Raw genomic sequence first — 22633 nt, 5'->3', positions numbered from 1 at the left:
TCACCGAACTGAGAGCAGGCTTGTTTCAGCGCAAAGAGACGGATCACCAACTGCTGCAACGAAGGCAACGGCGTCAGCTGATATGGACCAGGATGCAGGGTGCTCTGCCGCTATGAATTTATTCCGGACAGCAGTGCGCCTTCGCGGGGATGACGGGCCTTCGTGGCATGACGTGGAGGGGGTACTAACCGGGCACATGGGTTACACATCAAACCGCATCATGCCAATCACCGACACTACCTGCGTCCTCAAGGCTCGCCACACGTCGTGACCGGGTTCGCCGAATCGCCCGGCATATCCGTTTATGATCCTGGGCATGCAATACGCCGCCGGATTGCGGCAACAGACAATAACAACCAGGCAAAAGGAATTTGCTGATGAACCAACACCCCTATCCGCGGGTGCAGCACCATGGCGCGGTCAATGGCGTGACCGGATCCTGCCACCAGCTTTGGATGACACCCGCCGACAGCCTGCTGATCGACTGCGGCCTATTCCAGGGCGCCGAGACCTCCGGCGCCGGTGCCGGCCAGGATCAGCTCGCCATCGAGTTCTCCCTCGACTCGGTTCATGCACTGCTGCTCACCCACGTCCATGTTGATCACGTGGGGCGCTTGCCCTGGTTGCTGGCAGCCGGCTTTGATCGGGCTGTTCATGCCACCGAGGCATCGGCATTGCTGCTGCCTGCCGTGCTTGAGGATGCCTTCCGGGTAGGCGTGCGCCCGGATGCGGCGCTGGCCTCGCGTTATGTCGCCGTCGTCTCCGCGTTACTCCAGGGGCACACCTACGGGCAGTGGGTCAGCCTCATTACCCGTGGCGACCTAATCTGTCGGGTGCGCTTCCAACCGGCCGGGCATATTCTCGGGTCGGCCTATGTTGAAATCGATATCGACTATCCGCCGGAACAGCGCAGCCAACGTGTGGTCTTCTCCGGCGATCTTGGTGCCGCCGGCGCACCGCTGCTCGAACCGCCCCAGCCACCCGAGCGCGCCGACCTGCTGATCCTGGAAAGCACCTACGGCGACCGTCTGCACGAAGATCGCGCCACCCGGCGTGCCCGCCTGCAGCGGGTGCTGGAACAGGCGCTGGCCGATGGCGGTACCGTGATCGTGCCGGCCTTCAGCATTGGCCGTACCCAGGAGCTGCTCTACGAACTCGAAGGCATCATGCACGACAACCCCGAGTGGCAGCAGATCCCCGTCATTCTGGATGCACCACTGGCCGGGCGTTTTACCGCCCTGTACCGCGAGTTGCGCCAGAGCTGGAACGCAGAAGGGCAGGCACGTCTTGCCGCCGGCCGGCGACCCCTCGGCTTTGATCAACTGCTTAAGGTGCAGACTCATGCCCAGCACCAGCGGATGCTTAACCGGCTGGTCAGCACCCGCCAGCCGGCCGTGGTGATTACCGGCAGCGGCATGTGCAATGCCGGCCGGGTGGTCAACTACCTCAAGGCCATGCTGGGTGATGTACGGCACAACGTCGTGTTTGTCGGCTACCAGGCCAAAGGCACACCCGGACACGCCATCCAGCAATACGGCCCCGCCGGTGGGTATGTTGAACTCGACGGTCAGCGTTACACCATCCGCGCCGGTGTTCATTCACTGGGAGGCTATTCCGCCCACGCCGATCAGGCCGGGCTGGTAGCCTTTGTACGCGACATTCCGGTTGCACCGCGGGAAGTGCGTTTGGTTCACGGGGACGCAGCAGCCAAAGCCGAGTTGGCCGCGCAGCTGCGGGCTGATGCCAAAGCGCATGATCGGTCGCTGAACGTTGTGATTGCAGACTGACCCTGGGCCAGCCACAACGGACGCGACATGTCGCGTCCCTACGGCTGGTGCAAGACACATCACGGCGTCGCAGAAAACCATCCCGCGCACCGCCCTTTGTCGCGGCACAGCGTGCTGTGCCCAATGTGCACCCAACCCGAATGTAGGGCCACGACATGTCGTGGCCGCCCCCTCCGCACCGACAGGCCCTCAACCATTCGTCGTACACTGCGTGGGAATCATTCTCGATAATCCATTTGTATTATTGCCCGAACATACGTTTTGACTGTTAGAATCCCGGCGCAAACCAGCGTCAAAATGTTGCTTGCATCATCTTTGACTCACTGGTTATGATCCCGCCTCTCGTCAAAAGCTGGTGGCAATAAGCCATCTATTGAGCTGCTTCGAGACGCATGCCAGAGCTGTTCAGGCGACTTCAGGATGACCCTGAAGATGTGAGCCAATCGCGGTTTTCAGGGTTTGCCTGTGCTAGTCGGCAGTCAGCGCTGAACCATGTGGTTGCGCGTTGCTCGAACGGCAATCGACTGCCCCTCGTGACGGGACACGAGTCTTGCAAAGGAAGATTGACGGTATGTGCGGAATTGTTGGTGGCATCGCCACGCGTGATCTGACCCCGGTATTGCTGGAGGGGTTGCGGCGGCTGGAGTATCGCGGTTACGACTCGGCCGGCATCGCCGCGCTCGATGCTGCCGGAGCGGTGAATCGGGCCCGCTCCACCGGCAAGGTCGCCGAGCTGGAGCAACGGCTTGCCCGGCAACCGCTCACGGGCCAACTGGGTATCGCCCATACCCGCTGGGCAACCCACGGCAAGGCCAGTGAGCAGAACGCCCACCCGCATTGTTCCGACCGCCTGGCTATCGTCCACAACGGTATCATCGAGAATCACCACCCGTTGCGCCTGCAGCTGCAGGAACTTGGCTACGTATTCACCTCCGAGACCGACACCGAAGTGGTCGCCCACCTGCTGGCTCACCACTACGGCCGTCAGCAGAACATGCTCAGCGCCCTGCGCTGCACGCTGGCCGAACTGCGCGGTGCCTTTGCCCTCGGCATCATCCATCAGGATGAACCCGACACCCTGTATTGCGCCCGCATGGGCAGCCCGCTGGTCATCGGCGTCGGCAGCGGCGAGCATTACATCGGCTCCGACCCCCTGGCCCTGCTGCAGGTGACCGACCGCTTTATCTATCTGGATGAAGGCGAACACGCCCGGCTGACCCGTGACGACTGCCAGATCTGGAGCAAGCAGAACCAGCCTGTGCAGCACGCCGTGCAGCAATACCAGCACGCGGCCCTGAGCATGGAAAAGGGCGAGTATCAGCACTTCATGCTCAAGGAAATCTTTGAGCAGCCCGCCGCCATCGCCGACACGCTGGATGGCCTGCTCGCGGATGATCATGTCCTCACCGCCGCCCTGGGCCCCGGGGCTGAAAGCCAGCTGCCGCTGATCCGCAATATTCACATCGTCGCCTGCGGCACCAGCTATCACGCCGGTATGGTTGCCCGCTACTGGATAGAAGAGCAGACGGGCCTGCCCTGTCAGGTCGAGGTCGCCAGCGAATACCGTTACCGTCAGGTCTGTGTGCCAGAAGGCACTCTGCTGATCGCCATCTCCCAATCCGGAGAAACGGCCGATACCCTGGCTGCGTTGCGCTATGCCCGCGAGCAGCAATACCTGGGCACCCTGGCGATTTGCAACGTGCCGGGCAGCTCCCTGGTGCGTGAGGCAGACTGGCGGTTGCTGACCCATGCCGGCCCTGAAATTGGTGTGGCCTCCACCAAGGCGTTTACCACCCAACTCACTGCACTGCTGTGGCTGACCACCGCCTTGGCCCAGGTGCGTGAGCGAGCCCCTGAAATCATCGCCGCCAATGTGCGCGCCCTGCGCAGCCTGCCGTCCCGCATCAGCGACACACTGGAGCTGGCCCCGGCGATTGCCGAGCTGGCAAAGCAGTTTCAGGCAAAGCATCACGCCTTGTTCCTGGGCCGCGGGCCGCATTACCCCATCGCGATGGAAGGGGCGCTCAAACTCAAGGAAATTTCCTACATTCACGCAGAAGCCTACGCCGCCGGCGAGCTGAAACATGGCCCACTGGCCCTGGTCGACGACGACATGCCCGTCGTCAGCGTCGCCCCCAGCGACAGCCTGCTGGAGAAGCTCAAGTCCAACCTGCAGGAAGTCCGCGCCCGCGGCGGGCAATTGATCAACTTCGCCTGCGAACGCGCCGCGCTTGACGACGGTGAAGGCATCACCCACATCGCCATGCCCTGGGTGTACGAAACTGTTTCTCCGATTCTGTACACCATCCCACTGCAACTACTCAGCTACCATGTCGCCCTGATCAAGGGCACGGATGTAGACAAGCCCCGTAATCTGGCCAAGTCGGTCACGGTGGAGTAGCCCCACTTGCACCGTTGGTCGCAGCCGAACGGTTGCCAGTGACGGTGCGCAGAATCTTCTTCTATACATAGTCAACGCAATACGGATAACAGCATGCACAAACTGGAAGACATCAAACTCGCGATCATCGGCCTCGGCTACGTTGGCTTGCCGCTGGCGGTCGAGTTTGGCAAGCAGCGCCCGGTTATCGGCTTCGATATCAACCAATCGCGCATCAATGCCCTGCGCGAAGGCCATGACAGCACGCTGGAAGTCTCCGATCAGGAGCTCAAGCAAGCCTGCTTGCTTTCCTATTCTGCCGATACTGCCGACCTTGAAGCGGCTAACGTCTATATCGTCACAGTGCCCACACCCATTGATGAGCACAAGCAACCCGATCTGACGCCCCTGCGCAAGGCGTCGGAAACCATCGGCAAAACGCTTAAGCACGGAGACATTGTTATCTACGAGTCCACCGTCTACCCCGGCGCAACGGAAGAAGAATGCATTCCGGTGCTGGAACGGGTATCCGGCCTGGTGTTCAATCAGGATTTCTTCGCCGGCTACAGCCCCGAACGCATCAACCCGGGCGACAAGGAACACCGCGTCACCACCATCAAGAAAGTAACATCCGGTTCCACCCCTGAAGTGGCAGATCTTGTGGATGCGCTCTACAACCAGATCATCACCGCAGGTACACATAAGGCGACCAGCATCAAGGTCGCTGAAGCCGCCAAGGTCATTGAAAATACCCAGCGTGACCTGAACATCGCCCTGATCAACGAGCTTGCGGTGATCTTCAACAAGATGGGCATTGATACCGAGGCCGTGCTCAAGGCAGCCGGCACCAAATGGAACTTCCTGCCGTTCCGTCCCGGCCTGGTGGGTGGTCACTGCATTGGCGTAGACCCGTATTACCTCACCCATAAGGCCCAGGCCATCGGCTACCACCCGGAAATCATCCTGGCCGGCCGCCGCCTGAATGACAGCATGGGGGCTTACGTCGTATCTCAGCTGGTCAAGGGCATGCTTAAAAAGCGCATCCACGTAGAAGGTGCCCGCGTACTGATCATGGGCTTGACCTTCAAGGAGAACTGCCCCGATCTGCGTAATACCAAGGTGATCGACATCGTGCGCGAACTGGCCGAATACGACATTGCGGTCGACGTATACGACCCCTGGGTGTCAGCTGAAGAGGCGCAGCACGAGTATGGCATTACCCCGATAGCCAAGCCCCAACCTGGCAGTTACGACGGCATTGTGCTCGCAGTAGCCCACCAGCAGTTCGCTGCCATGAGCGAAAAGGACTACCGTAAACTCGGGAAGGCACAGCATGTGCTGTATGACCTGAAATATGTACTGCCAGAGGGCCAGTCAGACCTGCGCCTGTAAGCGCGGCCCGATAACCAGATACCAAAGCCGGTTCGCCCGATGGCCGAACCGGCTTGATCGTTTTTACGGAACAACACCATGACCCGTTACGAAGAACTGCTGCAGACGCTGCCTCAAGACCCTAAGACCTGGCTGGTCACCGGCGTTGCCGGCTTTATCGGCTCCAACCTGCTGGAAACCCTGCTCAAACTGGATCAGACCGTCATTGGTCTGGACAACTTTGCCACCGGCTACCAACGCAACCTGGATGAAGTGCAAAGCCTCGTAACCGCTGAACAATGGGCACGCTTCCGCTTTATAGAAGGGGACATCCGCAACCTCGATGACTGCCGTACGGCATGCGAAGGTGTGAACTACGTCTTGCATCAGGCCGCACTTGGCTCAGTGCCGCGTTCCATCAATGACCCAATCACCACCAACGCCACCAACATTGATGGCTTCCTGAATATGTTGGTAGCCGCCCGCGACGCCAAGGTAGACAGCTTTACCTATGCAGCTAGCAGCTCAACATACGGCGACCATCCGGGGTTGCCAAAAGTAGAAGATGTGATTGGTAAGCCGCTGTCCCCCTATGCAGTCACCAAGTACGTGAACGAACTGTATGCAGACGTTTTCGCCAAAACCTACGGCTTCAACACCATCGGGCTGCGTTACTTCAACGTATTTGGCAAACGCCAGGATCCGGACGGGGCCTATGCGGCGGTAATACCAAAATGGATTTCGGCAATAATCAAGGGCGAACAAATCCAGATTAATGGTGACGGTGAAACAAGTCGTGATTTTTGCTATGTGGAAAATGTGATCCAGGCCAACTTGCTTGCTGCGACAGTTGAAGAAGAAGCAGCAGCCTCATCGGTTTATAATGTTGCTGTTGGAGATAGAACAAGCTTGAATCAGCTTGTCTCAGAGATAGAGGCAGCTTTGCTGGATCAGGGGCTTAAAGTTGCCGTCAGTCTACGGCATGCAGAGTTCAGGGTGGGGGATGTTAGGCACTCCCAGGCAAGTATAGAAAAGGCAAAGATTGAACTTGGGTATGATCCGGTTTTTGTTGTAAGGGATGGCCTAAGGAAAGCAATCGCTTGGTATATTTCTGCTAATTAATTTTTAGCATGAGCTTCGGGGTAATTAAAATGAAGAAGTTTGCGTTAATTGGTGCCGCTGGTTATATCGCGCCGCGTCACATGCAGGCGATTAAGGCGACCGGCAATGAACTGGTCGCAGCCTTGGACCCAAATGATTCTGTGGGAATCATTGATAGTCACTTTCCAGACGCGGACTTTTTTACTGAGTTTGAGCGTTTTGATAGACACTTGGATCGTTTGCGGCGTTCGGGTAGTGAGAAAAAAGTAGATTATGTTTCGATATGTTCGCCCAATTATTTGCACGACTCTCACATGCGCTTTGCTTTGCGTTCAGGTGCGGATGCAATTTGTGAGAAGCCTCTCGTATTGAATCCCTGGAATATTGATGGGCTCATTGATATCGAGCGAGATACCGGGCATAAGGTCAATACCATTTTGCAGTTGCGCCTGCATCCGGCTATTTGTGCGCTGCAAGATCGAATCTTGACCGAGCTCAAGGGGAAAAAACATGAAGTCGACCTGACCTATATAACCTCTCGCGGTCACTGGTACCTGCAAAGCTGGAAGGGTGACGAAAAGAAATCTGGCGGCATAGCCACGAATATTGGTGTGCATTTCTTCGATATGCTGCACTTCCTCTTTGGTCGGTTGCAGGATATTAAGGTTCATCTCTCTGAGGATACGCGCGCTGCTGGCTATCTAGAGTATGAGCGCGCTCGCGTACGCTGGTTTTTATCTATCGACATCAACGACGTTCCTGCGCAGGTTCGTGAACAGGGTCAACGTACTTTCCGATCGATCACAGTGGATCAACAGGAGATCGAGTTTTCATCAGGGTTTACTGATCTACATACCCGAAGCTACGAGGAGATTATTGCCGGCCGCGGCTTCGGGCTGGAGGAAAACCGTGTTGCCATTGAGACGGTTTCGAATATCCGCAATGCCACACCCCAGAGCGGTGGAGATCAACACCCCTTTGTTTTGAAGGTGAAAAAATGAGTTACCAGGCCCACCCAAGCGCTATTGTTGATGAAGGCGCGGAGATTGGCGAAGGCTGCCGTATTTGGCATTTTGTTCATGTTTGTGGCGGGGCGCGAATTGGTAAGAGTGTGTCCCTTGGCCAGAATGTGTTTGTCGGCAATAGAGTCGTTATTGGTGACCGCTGCAAAATTCAAAATAACGTTTCGGTCTACGACAATGTGACGCTCGAAGAGGGCGTTTTCTGTGGCCCGTCCATGGTGTTTACCAATGTTTATAATCCCCGCTCTCTAATCGAACGAAAGAGTGAATACCGCAATACATTGGTGAAAAAAGGCGCCACGCTTGGCGCCAATTGCACCATTGTTTGTGGGGTGGAAATTGGCGCTTTTGCTTTCGTCGGAGCCGGTGCTGTGGTTCAGCGTGACGTACCGGATTTTGCTCTTATGGTAGGCGTTCCGGCTCGCCAAATAGCCTGGATGAGCGCCTATGGAGAGCGTCTCGACTTACCACTTTCGGGAGAAGCAGAAACGGCTTGTCCACATACCGGAGATCGGTATGTATTATCAGGTAATTGTGTTACCCGGGTGGAGGCGTGCGCATGATCCCGTTTGTGGACCTGGCCGCACAGCAAGACAGGCTGCGCACAGAAATCGAAGCTGGCATTAGCCGAGTCCTGGCTCATGGCCAGTACATTCTTGGGCCTGAGGTTGCTGAGCTTGAAGAAAGGCTCGCAGCGTATTGTGGGGCGAAGTATTGCATCACCGTCGCAAATGGCACTGATGCGCTTCAGATAGCACTGATGGCGCTTGGAGTTGGCCCCGGCGACGAGGTGATCACCCCCAGCTTTTCATACATCGCGACGGCGGAAGCCGCATCTGTGCTAGGCGCAAAGCCTGTTTATGTCGATATCGACCCGGTCACATATAACGTTGATCCAGCGTTAATTGAAGAGGCGATCACTTCGAGAACCAAGGCGATCATTCCGGTATCGCTTTACGGCCAGCCCGCTGATTATGATGCGATCAATGCTATTGCAATAAAGTACGGTATAGTGGTGATAGAAGATGGTGCCCAGAGTTTTGGCGCTACCTATAAGGGCCAGAAGTCTGGTAATCTGACGACTATTGGCTGCACCAGCTTCTTTCCGTCCAAGCCCTTGGGGTGCTACGGTGATGGCGGAGCTATTTTTACTTCGGATCCCGAACTTGCCAAGGTGATTAGACAGATCGCTCGCCACGGTCAAGAAGAACGTTATCGTCATGTTCGTGTTGGGGTGAACTCACGGCTTGATACGATTCAGGCGGCAATCCTCCTACCCAAACTTACTATTCTGAATGATGAGATTGCAGCCCGTCAGAAAGTGGCTGAGGCTTATCATACTGCGTTGGCGAAACTTGGTATCACGACCCCGAGTATCATGAAGGGCTGCACTAGCGCTTGGGCTCAGTACACGGTACGCGTGGATAATCGCGATGCGTTGCAGGCCGCTCTTAAGGTAGCCGGAGTGCCGACAGCCGTGCACTACCCGTTACCCTTAAATCGTCAACCCGCGGTGGCTGTAATGTCCTCCAGTTTGCCGCATGGAGACCGGGCTTCAGCTGAAGTCATGAGCTTGCCTATGCATCCCTACCTATTGCAAGAGCATATCAAACAGATTGCTTTTGCTCTTGCCGCCGCAAGAGCGAGTGTCTTTTGATGCAGGGAATTGCTGGCAAGGTACGCCATCTTGCGAGTGGCCGCTTCCTGCGCGATGTTCTGAAGCTGGCATTAGGAACGGTTCTCGGTCGTGCTCTTTCGCTTGCTGCTTTGCCTTTGGTCACTCGGCTATACGCGCCCGAGGATTTTGCCATTCTTGCGGTCTATCTTTCGCTTGTCAGTCTTGTGTCAGTGATGGCGTGTTTCCGGCTTGAAGTTGCTATTCCTCTGGCGGACGATGAGACAGATGCTGCGAATCTATTAGCTCTTGCACTGACTGCGCTATTTGTCGTTTCTGGTATAGCGCTGCTCTTGACCTTGACAATGCCATCCCCTCTGGCTCAGCTGTTCGGTAAGCCCGAAATTGCCCCTCATCTCTGGTTGGTTCCGCTTGGGGTCGCCTTGGCCGGCAGCTATGCTGCGTTTCAATTCTGGGCCACTCGTGCGCGACGCTTCGGAGCGATAGCGCGAACGCGGGTCGGGCAGGCAGTGACTGGTGTGACCACCATTCTTACGCTCGGATGGGCAGGCATGGCTCCTCTAGGTCTTTTGTTGGGTAACGCGCTTAATACTGGCGCAGGTGGGGTGACTCTTGCATTTCAGGCAGTGCGGTCCGACCGCCGAACCCTACGTAGTATATGTCCAAATAGGATGAGAGCAGCACTACGCAAATACTATCGTTATCCTCTTTATTCAACGCCCGAGGCCTTATTTAATATCGCGGGTATTCAAGTGCCGGTGTTACTCATTGCAGCATATGGAGGTAGTGAGGCGGGCTTTCTCCTGCTTGCTATGCAAATCATGACGGCGCCTATGACTCTTCTGGGTGCATCAATTTCGCAAGTCTACATGTCTCGGGCGCCGGAAGAATTTCGACAGGGAAGACTGGCGTATTTTACTTTTTCAATTATGCAGAGGCTGGTGATAATAGGTACTGGTCCTCTTGTCGCTGCCGCCCTTCTTTCCCCCATTTTATTTCCGTGGATATTTGGTGTTGAATGGGCTCGTTCCGGAGAGATTGTGGCGTGGCTTGCTCCTTGGATGGCTTTTCAGTTTATTGCATCGCCAGTGTCAATGGTGATGTTTGTTGTAGGGCGGCAACGAGGAATGTTGATCCTCACATTTAGCGGTGCGGTAGTTCGCATAGGTGCTGTCATTCTTTCGATGACTTTAGGCATCTCCGCAGTAGAAATGTTTGCTGTATCATCCGCGGTGTTCTATGCCTTATGCTGTGCTGTTTTTGTTCATGCTTCGCAGGCCGAGTCTTTAAAAAGGGAGCTCGAGTGAAAAGTAGTATCGTTAGAAGGATTGTGAAGGCTGCTGCTCTGAAGCTTAAACCGTTAATGAAGCTGATCTTGGGGGCGTTTTTTGATCGCGAATTCTTAAGGGGGCGCCATTTTGAAGATGGTTTTTCCGGTTACATTTGGGGGTTTCATTGCATTTGGACTCGCAATATCTTGCGTTTAGAGCCAGTGTGCAGGTTTCCTATTAGTCATAGGGCAAAAATATCCAATCCTATGAATATTGATTTTCATGTTGATGATCTCAATAATTTCCAATCTCCGGGGATCTATTTGCAAAACTTTTCAGGAAATATAGTTATTGGTCGTGGAACCTATATTGCTCCAAACGTTGGAATTATTACGGCCAACCATGACCTTGTTAATCTGGATCAGCATGTGCAGGGTGAAAATGTAATTATCGGTGAAGGCTGCTGGATCGGTATGAATTCGGTTATTTTGCCAGGGGTTACGCTTGGCGATAAAACAATTGTTGGGGCTGGCTCAGTCGTTACAAAGTCCTTCACTGAAGGTGGGTGTATCATTGCAGGGAATCCCGCGCGAGTGATAAGGAAAGTTGTTTAGTAGTGTCTTCGTGAAATTTAGTTTGCCTTGGCAGTCTTTATGATGCTCTTGGTGAAACGGCTTTTTACCCCATTGGTATCCGAATGAAATACTTTTCAAGAAAGCCAGCTTTGATCGTCTCGATTCTTTTTAAGAAAAAAGGCGCAGTAGGTGGCATGGCACAGCGTTTTAGCTTGGTTGGTGCTAAGCTGATTGAGTCTGGAGCTAATGTTGAACTTCTTGCGACTCGGAGTCTCGGAGATGAGTTTGGTTTTGAGGCAGGTGCGAAAATTCACTTGATTGAGGATACTGAAAGGAATATTCCGTTTAGATCCTGGTTTTTACTTTGCTTTCTACTTGTAAAAGTTGCCTTTGGGCGCTACCGACAGGTCCATATAGCAGGGGCCGGCCGGTTGCTTAAACCCATTCTGCTTGCGGCTCGTATTTCTAGAACCCGTACGTCATGTACATTCGCTTCCAGAACCTTAGAAATGGCCAGCTATGGACGCGATGCAGACCGTAGAAGATGGGTGGAATTGCTCGACTCTGTGGATGCTATCGATGTCCTCAATCCTGGGCATGACCTTGATCGGTGGAAGGATAAGATCTCAGTATCGCCCTGTAGTTTTCCGTCTAAGAAAGACAGTCTTGGTGAGTTTTCCGGAGGCAGTAAGGATGTCCTCGCCGTTTTTTGTGGTGCCCTTGAGAAGAATAAAAACCCTCTTTTGGCTTTAGATATTGTCTTAGATTACTGGCAGGCCTACGGCTCGGTCACCAAGCTAGTCATTTTTGGGAAAGGTGTTTTGGAAACTGAAGTGCGTGATCGAATGGAGCAAATAAACAAGCAAGTCGGCGTCGAAGTGGCGCGTTTTGGCAACTTTGAATGCTTCTCAGAGACCTTGCAGGCGGCAAATGTCTTTTTTTCATTGCAGGAGCTTGATAATTATCCATCACAGGCTGCTATGGAGGGGATGTTGATGGGCTGTAAGGTTATCGCGACAGATGAGGGTGATACCAGGCTGTTGCTTCCAGAGAGCGAACCTTTAAATGCAGTTGTCAGATCACGGGATGCTAAGGACTTTATTTCTTACCTTCGGCTAGCTAACGAGGATCTTCGCCCTTCCATTGAAAACGCCAACCATATTCAGCGCAATCATAATCTTGAAAGGTTCTCAAATTATCTAGCCTCCTTCTTAGGCGAGCGGTCTGAATGACGTCGATCACTCATATAATCACCGGTCTTAATGTCGGTGGCGCTGAGCGTGCGTTGTATACCTTACTGACAAATGGGCTCGAAGGGGAATTCTGTAATCGTGTAATTTCGCTTATGGGGCCAGGCCATTATGGCCCGTTATTGCGTGAGGCAGAGGTTCCAGTTACGTGTCTTGATATGAATCCCGGTAAGCCTACTATCGGTGCTTTCCGGAGATTGCTTGCTGCGGTATCTGAGGAGCCCGCAGATATACTGCAAGGTTGGATGCTCCATGGCAATTTAGCCGCAATGCTTGCTTGGCGTTGCGGCGATCGAGATGCCAGCCTTCTTTGGAACCAACGCACCAGTCTTGACACTCTGAAAGACGAATCCTGGATGAAGCGTGGATTGGTCCGGCTTGAGGCGGCTCTTTCAGGCGCACCACACGCCATAATTTATAATTCTGCACGTTCTCGCACTCAATTTGCTGTACATGGCTACAAGGGTGATAGAGCAGTTCATTTACCGAATGGGTTTGATACAGAAATGTGGTTTCCGTGTGAAGATACCCGCAAAAAGGTTCGTAACTCTCTTGCTATTCCGCAGGATGCCATTGTGATCGGCTATGTTGGTCGAGGTCACTTAGAAAAAGATCCGGAGCTTCTTTTTAGGGCATTTCGAACCATCTCCAAAACGCACAAGAATGCTTGGCTGCTGGCAGTAGGCCGAGATCTAGATCGGTTCAATCCACCTGACCACAACACTTTGTTGTTGGGACAGCGAGCGGATGTACAGGATTTGATGCGAGCAATGGATCTTTTTTGTCTTTCATCACGTACCGAAGGTTTCCCAAACGTTATCGGCGAGGCGATGGCTACGGGGGTACCTTGCGTCGCAACAGACGTTGGCGATGCGCGTGAAATAGTTGGGAATACCGGATGGGTTTCACCTGCGCGTGATCTTCAGGGTCTAGTTGCGTCCCTTCACGCGGCGCTTTCCTGTGCGCCAATAACTCTTAGAGAGCGCGGCATAGCTGCTCGTGACAGGATAGCGAACCATTATTCGGTTTCATCGGTGGTAGAGCGTTACAGCGCCCTCTATCGGTCTGTACTTAAGGAGTCAGTTTGATGTGCGGGATTGCGGGTTTTATTAGTCACGGTACGTCAGCATTCGAGCACATCGCAACACGAATGGCAGATCAGATCAGCCATCGAGGCCCTGATGGTGCGGGAGTATGGTTTGATGCGGAAGCCGGCGTCGCTTTAGCGCATCGACGGTTAGCAATTCTTGATCTAAGTGACGCGGGTCGTCAGCCAATGTTGTCTGCTGATGGGCGCTTTGTGCTCGTTTTTAATGGCGAGATATATAACCATTTAGAACTGAGGCGTACTATCAATGCAGCTGGTTGGAGGTTTGGTTGGAAGGGGCACTCTGATACCGAGACGCTATTGGCTGCCTTGCAACTCTGGGGATTAGAAGGTGCTTTGCCTCGGTTAAACGGTATGTTTGCGTTTGCTGTATGGGACAACGTTAGGCGGGTTTTGTCTTTGGCTAGAGATCGCCTTGGTGAAAAGCCGCTGTTTTATGGTCGTTCGGGGAACTCGTTCCTATTCTCTTCTGAACTCAAGTCTATGACGGCGCACCCGGAATGGTCTGGTAGGGTTGATCGCGATGTTGTTGCAACCTATTTGCGCCATGCGTACGTACCTGATCCGTTATGTATCTATGAGGGGATCGCTAAGCTGCCTCCGGCTCATTGGGTTGAAGTTGAGTCCGGTATTGCGAAGAGCCCAGTTCCCTACTGGTCTTTGAAGGAGGCGGTTAACTTACCGCGCAGAACTGAGCCAACCCCTCAGGTGATTGAGGAACTTGAGTCCTTACTTCTTAATGCGGTTAGTATGCGAATGGAGGCTGACGTTCCTTTGGGCGCTTTCTTGTCTGGAGGCATCGACTCTTCCGTAGTAGTCGCTATGATGCAGGCGCAATCTCATAAGCCGATTAAAACCTTCACCATCGGTTTTGATGTCCCAGGTTTCAACGAGGCAGAACACGCCAAGGCTATTGCGGCACATCTTGGCACGGATCACACCGAGCTTTATGTCAGCCCCCAAGATGCGTTGGATGTCGTCCCGCTACTACCTGAATTCTGGGACGAGCCATTCGCAGATTCCTCTCAGATACCTACATACTTACTGTCTAAAATGACACGAGAATCTGTCACCGTTAGCTTGTCCGGCGATGGGGGGGACGAGCTGTTTTGCGGATACAACCGTTATGGTCAGGGATTCAATCTCTATCGTGGTTTGCGTCGATTACCCGCACCTGTGCGAAAAATATTCGCTGCACTTCTGTCGCATGCACCATCGCATGCGATTGATCGGGTTATGCAGAACATGCCGAAGCGTTTTCAATATCCTGCCCTTGGTGACCGCCTTCGAAAGCTAGGGGATGTGTTGTCTCATTCGGAAGGTAAGGCCTATTATCGAAGCTTGGTTTCCCAATTTCAGGCACCGGACTCACTGCTACTGGGCGCTACGGAAGCAGGTACTTTATTAAGCAGAGCGGAAGACTGGCCGGAGCTTGAAGACTTTCGTGAGGTCATGATGTATCTCGATACGTTGACCTACCTCCCCGGTGATATTCTGACGAAGGTCGATAGAGCCAGCATGGCTGTCAGTTTGGAAGCGCGTGTTCCAATGCTTGATCACCGGGTCGTTGAGTATGCTTGGCGCTTACCGTGCGACATCAAGAATCGTCAGGGTCTAATGAAATGGCCATTGCGTGAAGTTCTTGCCCGTCATGTGCCCAGAGAACTATTTGAACGCCCAAAGATGGGCTTCGGCATCCCTATCGAACATTGGCTTGGGGGGCCTCTTAGGGACTGGGCAGAGACTTTGCTGAGTGAAGATGCGCTAAATAGGGGGGGGTACTTTGATACCAGACTGGTGCGCACGTTGTGGAATGAGCATCAAACGGGGAAGCGTCGGTGGCATCACCAACTATGGACCGTGCTGATGTTTCAGGCGTGGCTTGAATCTAACTCTAGGGTTATTTGAGATGCTTGTATTTGCAGACACAGCGTGGCATGTAATTTCTGCATTTTTTATTTTTTTTGCGGGGGTGTTTGTTGCTTTCGCACAAAGGCGTATTTTTCAAGTTTCTAATGGTAGGGCTATCTCGCTTTATCTTTGGCATAGTTTTTTTTGTGTTTTCTATATTTGGTATTCGCTGAATAATACTGCTGATTCGACTCTGTATTATCTTAATTCGCTTGAGTATGAATTTGATTTCAGCTTTGGTACGTCTGGGATATACTTCATAACTGCCTTGCTTTCACAAGGGTTGGGTTTCTCGTATGGAAATGCCTTTCTTGTATTTAATATATTTGGTTATATAGGTCTTCTTGCATTTGCTTCTGGGGTGCAAGAGGTGACTCGCAACAGCTCTCGTCATATTCGAAACTTTAGCGTGTTCTTTTTATATCTGCCAGGTTTGAGTTTTTGGAGTTCAGCAATAGGTAAAGACGCCCTGACCTTCATGGCCGCAGGTCTTGTGACTTGGGCTGCTTTGGATCCAGGTAGACGTTTCCCGGCAATAGGGCTTGGGGCTGTTCTCTTTCTGATACCTAGGCCGCATATGGCAGGTATCTTTCTTATAGCGCTATGCCTTGCTCTGCTGGTTTCCTCCCAAATGGGAGCCATTAAGAAATTACTTCTTCTGTTGGCAGCAATTCCACTAAGTGTCGCGGGTGTTCAGTTTGGCCTGAGTTATGCCGGCCTTGGAGATGCCACCGGGGTTGCCGATATTACTAATTATTTTGAAGAGCGCCAAGGATACAATCTTGAGGGGGGCAGCTCAGTCGATATTGCTGGAATGTCTCCGCCAATGCGCTTATTTACTTACTTGTTTCGGCCGCTTTTTTTTGATGCGAACAGCCTTTTGAGTTTTGCTGTTTCGCTCGAAAACTTATTGCTCTTGCTGCTGTTTCTGGTTGTTGCTTTCCGACTGAAGCGTACACGATCTAATCTGAATCGTTTTGCCTTTGCATTTTATATTTTCTTTGTTCTGGGAGCTTGGTTCGTGCTTGCTAGCACAACGGCCAATCTCGGCATCGCGATCAGGCAGAAAACAATGTTCTTGCCAATGCTAATTGTCCTACTTTTCTCGATTTGGAAAGGTGGCTCGAATCACTCTAGAAATAGTGAGTCTGTACATTGACCAAGATTCTCATCCTTGCTTCATTTGCACCTTCGTTGCGCAATTTCCGGGGCGCTCTGATTGAGGAAATGTGCGGTAGGGGCTATACAGTTCACGCTGTGGCGCCAGGCCTTGATCTGGACCAACCAACCAAAGACTGGCTTGAGTCGCGGGGGGTCCACTGCCACGCCGTGCCTTTGTTACGCTCAGGGCTTAATCCAATTGCGGACCTCCGGACAGTTTATGCGCTTATGGGTTTAATGCGCCGGATTTGTCCAGACCTGTTCATCGGCTACACTGTAAAACCTGTTGTCTGGGGCCTTATAGCAGCCCGGATTGTGAATGTGCGGAATCGAGTTGCCTTAATCACAGGTCTTGGCTATGCGTTCACCAGCGGAGCTAGCGGCGTACGTCGGATTGTCGGTCGCCTGGCACGTAGCCTTTATTGGATTGCCTTAAGACAATCTACTTTGGTCTTCTTTCAGAATCCAGATGACCGTAATGAGTTCAATAGCCTTGGCCTCTTGCCCTCAAGGGTTCCGGTGAGACTGGTTGCGGGGTCGGGTGTTGATTTAGATCATTTTGTCCTCCAGCCACTACCCGCTCCACCTATGCGATTTTTGCTCGTTGCGAGATTGCTCGGAGATAAAGGTATCCGGGAGTACGTTGCTGCGGCACGCTACCTTCATGCTCTCCGGCCTGACGTGGAGTTCCATCTCGTTGGCGGTTCAGACTCAAATCCAAATGGAATATCGGAGGAGGAAGCAACGGAGTGGTCCAAGTCCGGAGGTTTAGTATGGCACGGCCATCTTTCCGATGTGCGTGATGTTCTCGCACAAGCGCACGTCTTCGTTTTGCCCAGTTACCGAGAGGGGACTCCCCGTAGTGTTCTGGAAGCCATGGCTATGGGCCGCGCTATTGTTACTACCGACGCGCCAGGCTGCCGTGAAACGGTCATTGATGGTGAGAACGGTTTTCTGGTTCCTGTGAAGTCGGTTGATGCGTTGGTCGACGCTATGACGCGATTTATTGAAGACCCTGATCTGGCTGTTCGCATGGGTAAGCGTTCGCGTGAAATCGCGGAGGAGAAGTACGATGTGCATAAAGTGAATGCTGTCATGCTCAAGGAAATGGGGATTCAATGATCAAGCGCGCATTCGATATTGTTGCGTCGGGTTGTGCGTTGTTGTTGCTGGCTCCGGTTATTGGCTATGTTGCTTGGCAAATCAGCCGCAAGATGGGCTCACCCGTGTTATTTCGACAGGTGCGCCCCGGCTTGAATGGCCAGCCGTTCGAGATGATCAAGTTTCGCACCATGAAAGATGCTCTGGATGCTGCCGGTAACCCGCTGCCTGATGCCGAACGCTTAACGCCCTTCGGCCAGTTTTTGCGCTCTTCCAGCCTGGACGAGTTGCCTGAGTTGTGGAATGTGCTTAAAGGCGATATGAGTCTGGTGGGGCCACGCCCTTTGTTGATGGAGTATTTACCACTGTACTCGGCCGAGCAGGCTCGACGGCATGAGGTGCGGCCGGGTGTTACCGGTTGGGCCCAGGTGAATGGTCGTAACACGCTGAGCTGGGAAGACAAGTTCAAGCTGGACGTCTGGTACGTGGATAACCGTTCGTTGTGGCTGGATATCAAGGTGTTGTTTCTTACCGTTAAAAAAGTGTTGGTGCGTGATGGCATTAGCGCGGAAGGAGAGGCAACCATGTCGAAGTTCACTGGGAGCGACTCGTGAAGCACCTTGCGGTGCTGGGTGCCAGCGGTCACGGTAAGGTGATTGCCGACTGCGCCGAGGTCTGCGGCTGGGATCAGGTCAGTTTCTTTGATGACCGCTGGCCAGCGCTGGCCGTTAACGGTCATTGGCCGGTCATCGGCGGCACCGCTGAACTTATTGCGCGTCTTGCCGAGTTTCAGGGTGTGCTTGTGGGAATCGGCAACAATGTTATCCGTTTGACCAAGCTCCATCAGCTGCTGAATGCCGGGGCGCAGGTGCCTGTGTTGCAGCACCCCTCGGCTTACATCAGCCGGTATGCACGTATCGGTGCTGGTTCAGTCGTTTTCGCGGGCGCAGTCATTAACGCTGACAGTGAACTTGGCAAAGGTGTCATCGTCAATACGGGGGCCACTATTGACCATGACTGTGTGCTCGCCGATGGGGTGCATATCAGCCCTGGGGCCAATCTGGCTGGCGGGGTTGTTGTCGCGGCTAGAAGCTGGGTTGGCATTGGCGCCAGTGTTCGGCAGTTGGTGCAGATCGGCAGTGATGTTGTGGTTGGTGCGGGTGCTGCCGTTGTCGCTAATACAGCTGACGGCGTGACTTTGGTTGGCGTTCCAGCACGCCCCCGTTAATTCTCTATTGTTGCCGAGCAGTAATGGCTGCTCGGTCTGTCTTTTAAGGGCTTTCATCCATGCTTAACACCCCTTTCTCACCCTGGCCGTCGTTCACCTCAGAAGAAGCCGACGCGCTGCAGGCGGTGCTCTTGTCCAACAAGGTCAATTACTGGACCGGGCAGGAGGGGCGCGAATTTGAGAAGGAGTTTGCTGCCTGGGCCGACTGCAGTCACGCCATTGCGCTGTCCAATGGCACGCAGGCGCTGGACCTCGCGCTGAAGGGGCTGGGCATTGGGCCGGGTGACGAGGTAATTGTAACGCCGCGTACCTTTCTGGCATCCGCTTCGAGCATTGTCACCGCAGGTGCCGTGCCGGTGTTTGCGGATGTGGACCGTGACTCGCAGAACATCACTGCCGAAACCATTGCAGCGGTGCTGAGCGAGCGCACCAGAGCCATCATCTGTGTGCACTTGGCGGGTTGGCCGTGCGATATGGACCCGATCATGGCGTTGGCGGCCAAACACGGTCTATTCGTGATTGAGGATTGTGCACAGGCGCACGGTGCCCGTTACAAGGGGCGTTCGGTCGGCTCCATTGGGCATGTGGGTGCGTGGTCGTTCTGTCAGGACAAGATCATGACCACCGGCGGTGAAGGCGGTATGGTGACGACCAACGACCGCGAACTGTGGTCGCGCATGTGGTCTTACAAGGATCACGGCAAGAGCTGGGAGGCGGTATATGAACGCGAGCATCCGCCGGGGTTCCGCTGGCTGCACGAAAGCTTTGGCACCAACTGGCGCATGACCGAACTGCAGGCGGTGATCGGGCGAATTCAGCTGCGGCGCATGGCCGACTGGACGGCGGCGCGCACGCGCAATGCGGAGCGTATCTGGAATACCTGCCGCGCATTTGATGTTGTGCGCGTACCGGCATTCCCCGCCGATTGTGTGCATGCCCATTACAAGTGTTACGTTCAGGTGGTGCCGGATAAGCTGGCTGCTGGTTGGACGCGTGACCGTATTATCGAGGCGATTGTGGCCGAAGGCGTGCCCTGTTTTCAGGGATCCTGTTCCGAGGTGTATCTGGAAAAGGCGTTTGACGATACCGGCTGGCGGCCGGCGGAGCGTTTGCCGGTGGCGCGTGAGCTGGGTGAGACCAGCCTGATGTTTCTGGTGCACCCGACGCTGACCGAGGCGGAGATGACCAAATCCTGTGCAGTGATTGAGCAAGTTCTGGCGCAAGCTGGGCATCGTTGATCGTTTCGGGATCGCCGTTTTAGAGGGGTTGACGTTCTTTGGTGGCGTATTGAACCCGTTGGGGTGGTGCCAATTTTGCTTGGTTGGGTTATGAGTTTTTGTGCGGACGCGGCATGCCGCGTCCCTACGGGTGCAGTGTGTTTGGTGCGTGGGCAATGTGTGCGAAGCACCGCAGGTGGGTAATGCCGCCGTCGACTCGTAGGGACACGGCATGCCGTGCCCGGTTGTGGCTGCGTGCTAGTCTGCGTTGCGCCCCCCACAGGATGAATGAACTTGAATAATCAGGAGTTGCCGTGAAGGTTACCAAGGCTGTTTTACCCGTAGCGGGGCTGGGCACGCGGTTTTTGCCGGCCAGTAAAGCGATTCCGAAGGAAATGGTCACCGTGGTGGACAAGCCCGTGGTGCAGTATGTGGTTGAGGAAGCGCTGGCGGCGGGCATCAACGAGATTGTGCTGGTGACCCACGCGAGCAAGAAGGCCATTGAAGATCACTTTGACGTTAACTACGAGCTTGAGGCCGAGCTGGCACGGCGCGGTAAGGATGCCCTGCTGCAGGTGCTGCGCGAGATTGCGCCGCCGGAGCTGAAGGTTACGGCGGTGCGCCAGGGCCGTGCGCTGGGTCTGGGTCACGCGGTGGCCTGCGCGCGCCCGGTGGTGGGCGATCAGCCCTTTGCGGTGTTGCTGCCGGATGTGCTGGTGGCCCAGGCGGGGGCGGTGTCTGATTTGCAGGCGATGACCGAGCGTTTTGTCGCTACCGGCAAGGCGCAGGTGATGGTTGAGCCAGTGCCGTGGGAGCAGGTGCATCAATACGGTGTGGTTGATCTGGGCGGCGCGCAGTTGCATCAGGGCAAGCAGGCGCTGATGCAGCAGGTAGTGGAAAAGCCCGCCCGTGAGGCGGCACCCTCCAATCTGGCGATTGTGGGCCGCTATGTGCTGCCGGGTGAGATCTTCGAGCTGCTGGCAGCAACAAAGCCGGGCGCCGGCGGCGAGATTCAGCTGACCGATGCGATTGCGGCATTGATGCAGCAGACCGGGGCAGAGGCCTATCGCATGCGTGGCCGCTCGTTCGACTGCGGCAGCAAGCTGGGTTATCTGGAAGCGACACTGGCCTACGGGCTGGAGCATCCGGTGTTGGGGCAGGATTTCAAGGGATTGCTGGCCCGCTATGCGCAGTAAGCGCGCGGGCTGAGGACAGGCACCATGCAGGTTGATGTTTACGGTGACACGCTGTGCGCCCTGGTCAGCGCAACGGCGCTGGCTTCGACCGGTAACCAGGTGCAGTTGCATCTGCCGGCCGGTCCGCATGCCGAGCAGTTGCAGCGTGGCGAGTGCCCCTTTCGGGAGGCTGGGCTGGCAGACCTGATGGCTGAGCAGATGCAAGGCGGCAGACTGATGCTTGCGCCGCTCGCCGCACCGCCGCAGCCGTCCGCGGTGATCTGGCTGGCGTTGAACCCGGACAGTATGCCCGAGGCTCTTTCGCTGATCGCTGCGTTGCCGGAGCGCTGCACGCGGCGCTGGCTGGTGGTGAACCAGTCCACCTTTGCGGTGGGCAGCAGCGAGTTGCTGCAACAAACCCTGCTCGACTGCGATACGCCGCCGACGCAGCCGGGGGCGGTGGTCAGCCTGCCGGATCTGCTGATCGAGGGTAATGCGCTGCAAAGCTTCATGCGTGCCGACAGCTGGCTGCTGGGCGCTGATGCCGACTGGGCCCGCCAACTGGTAACCGAGCTGCTGCGGCCATTCAACCGCCGCCGCGACGCCATCATGCCGATGCGCCCGCGTGAGGCGGAGTTCACCAAACTGGCGATCACCGGCATGCTCGCCACGCGTTTGAGCTACATGAACGATATGGCCAATCTGGCTGACAGCCTGGATGTGGATATCGAACAGGTGCGCCAGGGCATGGGCGCTGACCGGCGGATTGGTGATGCCTACCTGTATCCCGGCTGCGGCTTCGGCGGGCTGAGTTTCTCCCGCGATGTGATGAGCCTGGCCTCGACCCTCGAAGGCAGCGGCCTGGCGGCTCAGCTGCTCGATGAGGTGCTGAATATCAACGAGCGCCAGAAGGAGGTGCTGTTTCGCAAGCTATGGCGTCATTACGGTACCGACCTGCGCGGCCGCAAGGTGGCACTGTGGGGCGTGGCGTTCAAGCCGGAAACCTCGCGCATCAACAATGCGCCTGCGCTCAAATTGCTTGAGGCGCTCTGGGCCCAGGGTGTTGAGGTGCATGTGCACGACCCGCGTGCGCTAGACACGCTGGCCCGTTGGGCGGGTGAGCGCGATGATCTGGTGCTGCATCAGGACCCGTATGCGGCAGTCGCCGGTGCCGATGCGTTGATGCTGGTCACCGAATGGAAAGCCTACTGGAGCCCTGATCTGCCGCGCCTGCGCGAGCTGATGGCCGCGCCACTGCTGCTCGACGGCCGCAATGTATGGGATCCGGCGTTTATGAAGCAGAACGGCTTTACCTACTACGGCATAGGACGGCGATGAC

19 protein-coding genes are annotated in these 22633 nt (G+C 54.9%); all 19 read left to right on the top strand.

What is annotated here, in order from left to right:
• The first annotated feature begins 377 nt into the window (after positions 1 to 377).
• Entirely contained in the window at positions 378 to 1787 is a 1410-nt protein-coding gene (locus AC13EY_RS17805) for an MBL fold metallo-hydrolase RNA specificity domain-containing protein (protein ID WP_482877038.1), read from the top strand.
• A 571-nt stretch (positions 1788 to 2358) separates the two neighbouring features.
• Positions 2359 to 4188 carry a glutamine--fructose-6-phosphate transaminase (isomerizing) gene (gene glmS / locus AC13EY_RS17800; protein ID WP_482877037.1) on the top strand — a complete coding sequence of 610 codons (1830 nt, stop codon included), beginning with the start codon at positions 2359 to 2361 and terminating at the stop codon, positions 4186 to 4188.
• Between the two features lie 93 nt (positions 4189 to 4281).
• Complete coding sequence (gene tviB, locus AC13EY_RS17795) at positions 4282 to 5559, top strand: Vi polysaccharide biosynthesis UDP-N-acetylglucosamine C-6 dehydrogenase TviB (protein ID WP_482877035.1); 1278 nt, start codon at positions 4282 to 4284, stop codon at positions 5557 to 5559.
• A gap of 78 nt (positions 5560 to 5637) precedes the next feature.
• Positions 5638 to 6660 (top strand): NAD-dependent epimerase/dehydratase family protein, encoded by a 1023-nt coding sequence (locus AC13EY_RS17790; protein ID WP_482877033.1) that lies wholly within the window; start codon positions 5638 to 5640, stop codon positions 6658 to 6660.
• 29 nt (positions 6661 to 6689) lie between these two features.
• Complete coding sequence (locus AC13EY_RS17785; RefSeq protein ID WP_285677769.1) at positions 6690 to 7640, top strand: Gfo/Idh/MocA family oxidoreductase; 951 nt, start codon at positions 6690 to 6692, stop codon at positions 7638 to 7640.
• Positions 7637 to 8224 carry an acyltransferase gene (locus tag AC13EY_RS17780; RefSeq protein ID WP_482877031.1) on the top strand — a complete coding sequence of 196 codons (588 nt, stop codon included), beginning with the start codon at positions 7637 to 7639 and terminating at the stop codon, positions 8222 to 8224. Before AC13EY_RS17785 ends, AC13EY_RS17780 begins: the two co-directional genes overlap by 4 nt.
• On the top strand, positions 8221 to 9318 hold the full coding sequence (locus tag AC13EY_RS17775; RefSeq protein ID WP_285677767.1) for a DegT/DnrJ/EryC1/StrS family aminotransferase: 1098 nt from the start codon (positions 8221 to 8223) through the stop codon (positions 9316 to 9318). Before AC13EY_RS17780 ends, AC13EY_RS17775 begins: the two co-directional genes overlap by 4 nt.
• Positions 9318 to 10604 (top strand): lipopolysaccharide biosynthesis protein, encoded by a 1287-nt coding sequence (locus AC13EY_RS17770; RefSeq protein WP_482877029.1) that lies wholly within the window; start codon positions 9318 to 9320, stop codon positions 10602 to 10604. The genes AC13EY_RS17775 and AC13EY_RS17770 overlap by 1 nt, the downstream gene beginning before the upstream one ends.
• On the top strand, positions 10601 to 11182 hold the full coding sequence (locus AC13EY_RS17765; protein ID WP_285677765.1) for an acyltransferase: 582 nt from the start codon (positions 10601 to 10603) through the stop codon (positions 11180 to 11182). The genes AC13EY_RS17770 and AC13EY_RS17765 overlap by 4 nt, the downstream gene beginning before the upstream one ends.
• 83 nt (positions 11183 to 11265) lie before the next feature.
• Positions 11266 to 12375: a glycosyltransferase gene (locus tag AC13EY_RS17760; protein ID WP_482877027.1), complete on the top strand. Its 1110-nt coding sequence runs from the start codon at positions 11266 to 11268 to the stop codon at positions 12373 to 12375.
• A complete protein-coding gene (locus AC13EY_RS17755; protein ID WP_285677762.1) occupies positions 12372 to 13481 on the top strand; it encodes a glycosyltransferase in 1110 nt (369 codons plus the stop codon). Before AC13EY_RS17760 ends, AC13EY_RS17755 begins: the two co-directional genes overlap by 4 nt.
• Positions 13481 to 15409, top strand: coding sequence for an asparagine synthase (glutamine-hydrolyzing) (asnB, locus tag AC13EY_RS17750; RefSeq protein WP_482877025.1), 1929 nt, complete (start codon positions 13481 to 13483; stop codon positions 15407 to 15409). Before AC13EY_RS17755 ends, asnB begins: the two co-directional genes overlap by 1 nt.
• 1 nt (position 15410) lies before the next feature.
• Positions 15411 to 16571, top strand: coding sequence for a hypothetical protein (locus tag AC13EY_RS17745; protein ID WP_482877023.1), 1161 nt, complete (start codon positions 15411 to 15413; stop codon positions 16569 to 16571).
• Complete coding sequence (locus AC13EY_RS17740; RefSeq protein WP_285677759.1) at positions 16568 to 17695, top strand: glycosyltransferase family 4 protein; 1128 nt, start codon at positions 16568 to 16570, stop codon at positions 17693 to 17695. The genes AC13EY_RS17745 and AC13EY_RS17740 overlap by 4 nt, the downstream gene beginning before the upstream one ends.
• A complete protein-coding gene (locus AC13EY_RS17735) occupies positions 17692 to 18288 on the top strand; it encodes a sugar transferase (protein ID WP_482877021.1) in 597 nt (198 codons plus the stop codon). The genes AC13EY_RS17740 and AC13EY_RS17735 overlap by 4 nt, the downstream gene beginning before the upstream one ends.
• Positions 18285 to 18902: an acetyltransferase gene (locus tag AC13EY_RS17730; protein WP_482877019.1), complete on the top strand. Its 618-nt coding sequence runs from the start codon at positions 18285 to 18287 to the stop codon at positions 18900 to 18902. Before AC13EY_RS17735 ends, AC13EY_RS17730 begins: the two co-directional genes overlap by 4 nt.
• 59 nt (positions 18903 to 18961) lie before the next feature.
• Entirely contained in the window at positions 18962 to 20140 is a 1179-nt protein-coding gene (locus AC13EY_RS17725; protein WP_482877017.1) for a DegT/DnrJ/EryC1/StrS family aminotransferase, read from the top strand.
• 293 nt (positions 20141 to 20433) lie between these two features.
• Positions 20434 to 21315 (top strand): UTP--glucose-1-phosphate uridylyltransferase GalU, encoded by an 882-nt coding sequence (gene galU / locus AC13EY_RS17720; RefSeq protein ID WP_335599071.1) that lies wholly within the window; start codon positions 20434 to 20436, stop codon positions 21313 to 21315.
• A gap of 24 nt (positions 21316 to 21339) precedes the next feature.
• Entirely contained in the window at positions 21340 to 22632 is a 1293-nt protein-coding gene (locus AC13EY_RS17715) for a UDP-glucose dehydrogenase family protein (protein ID WP_338213520.1), read from the top strand.
• The last annotated feature ends 1 nt before the right edge of the window (position 22633 follow it).

It is taken from the genome of Halopseudomonas sp. L-58, from assembly GCF_056859475.1.
This window is presented reverse-complemented; position numbering and strand designations above follow the sequence as displayed.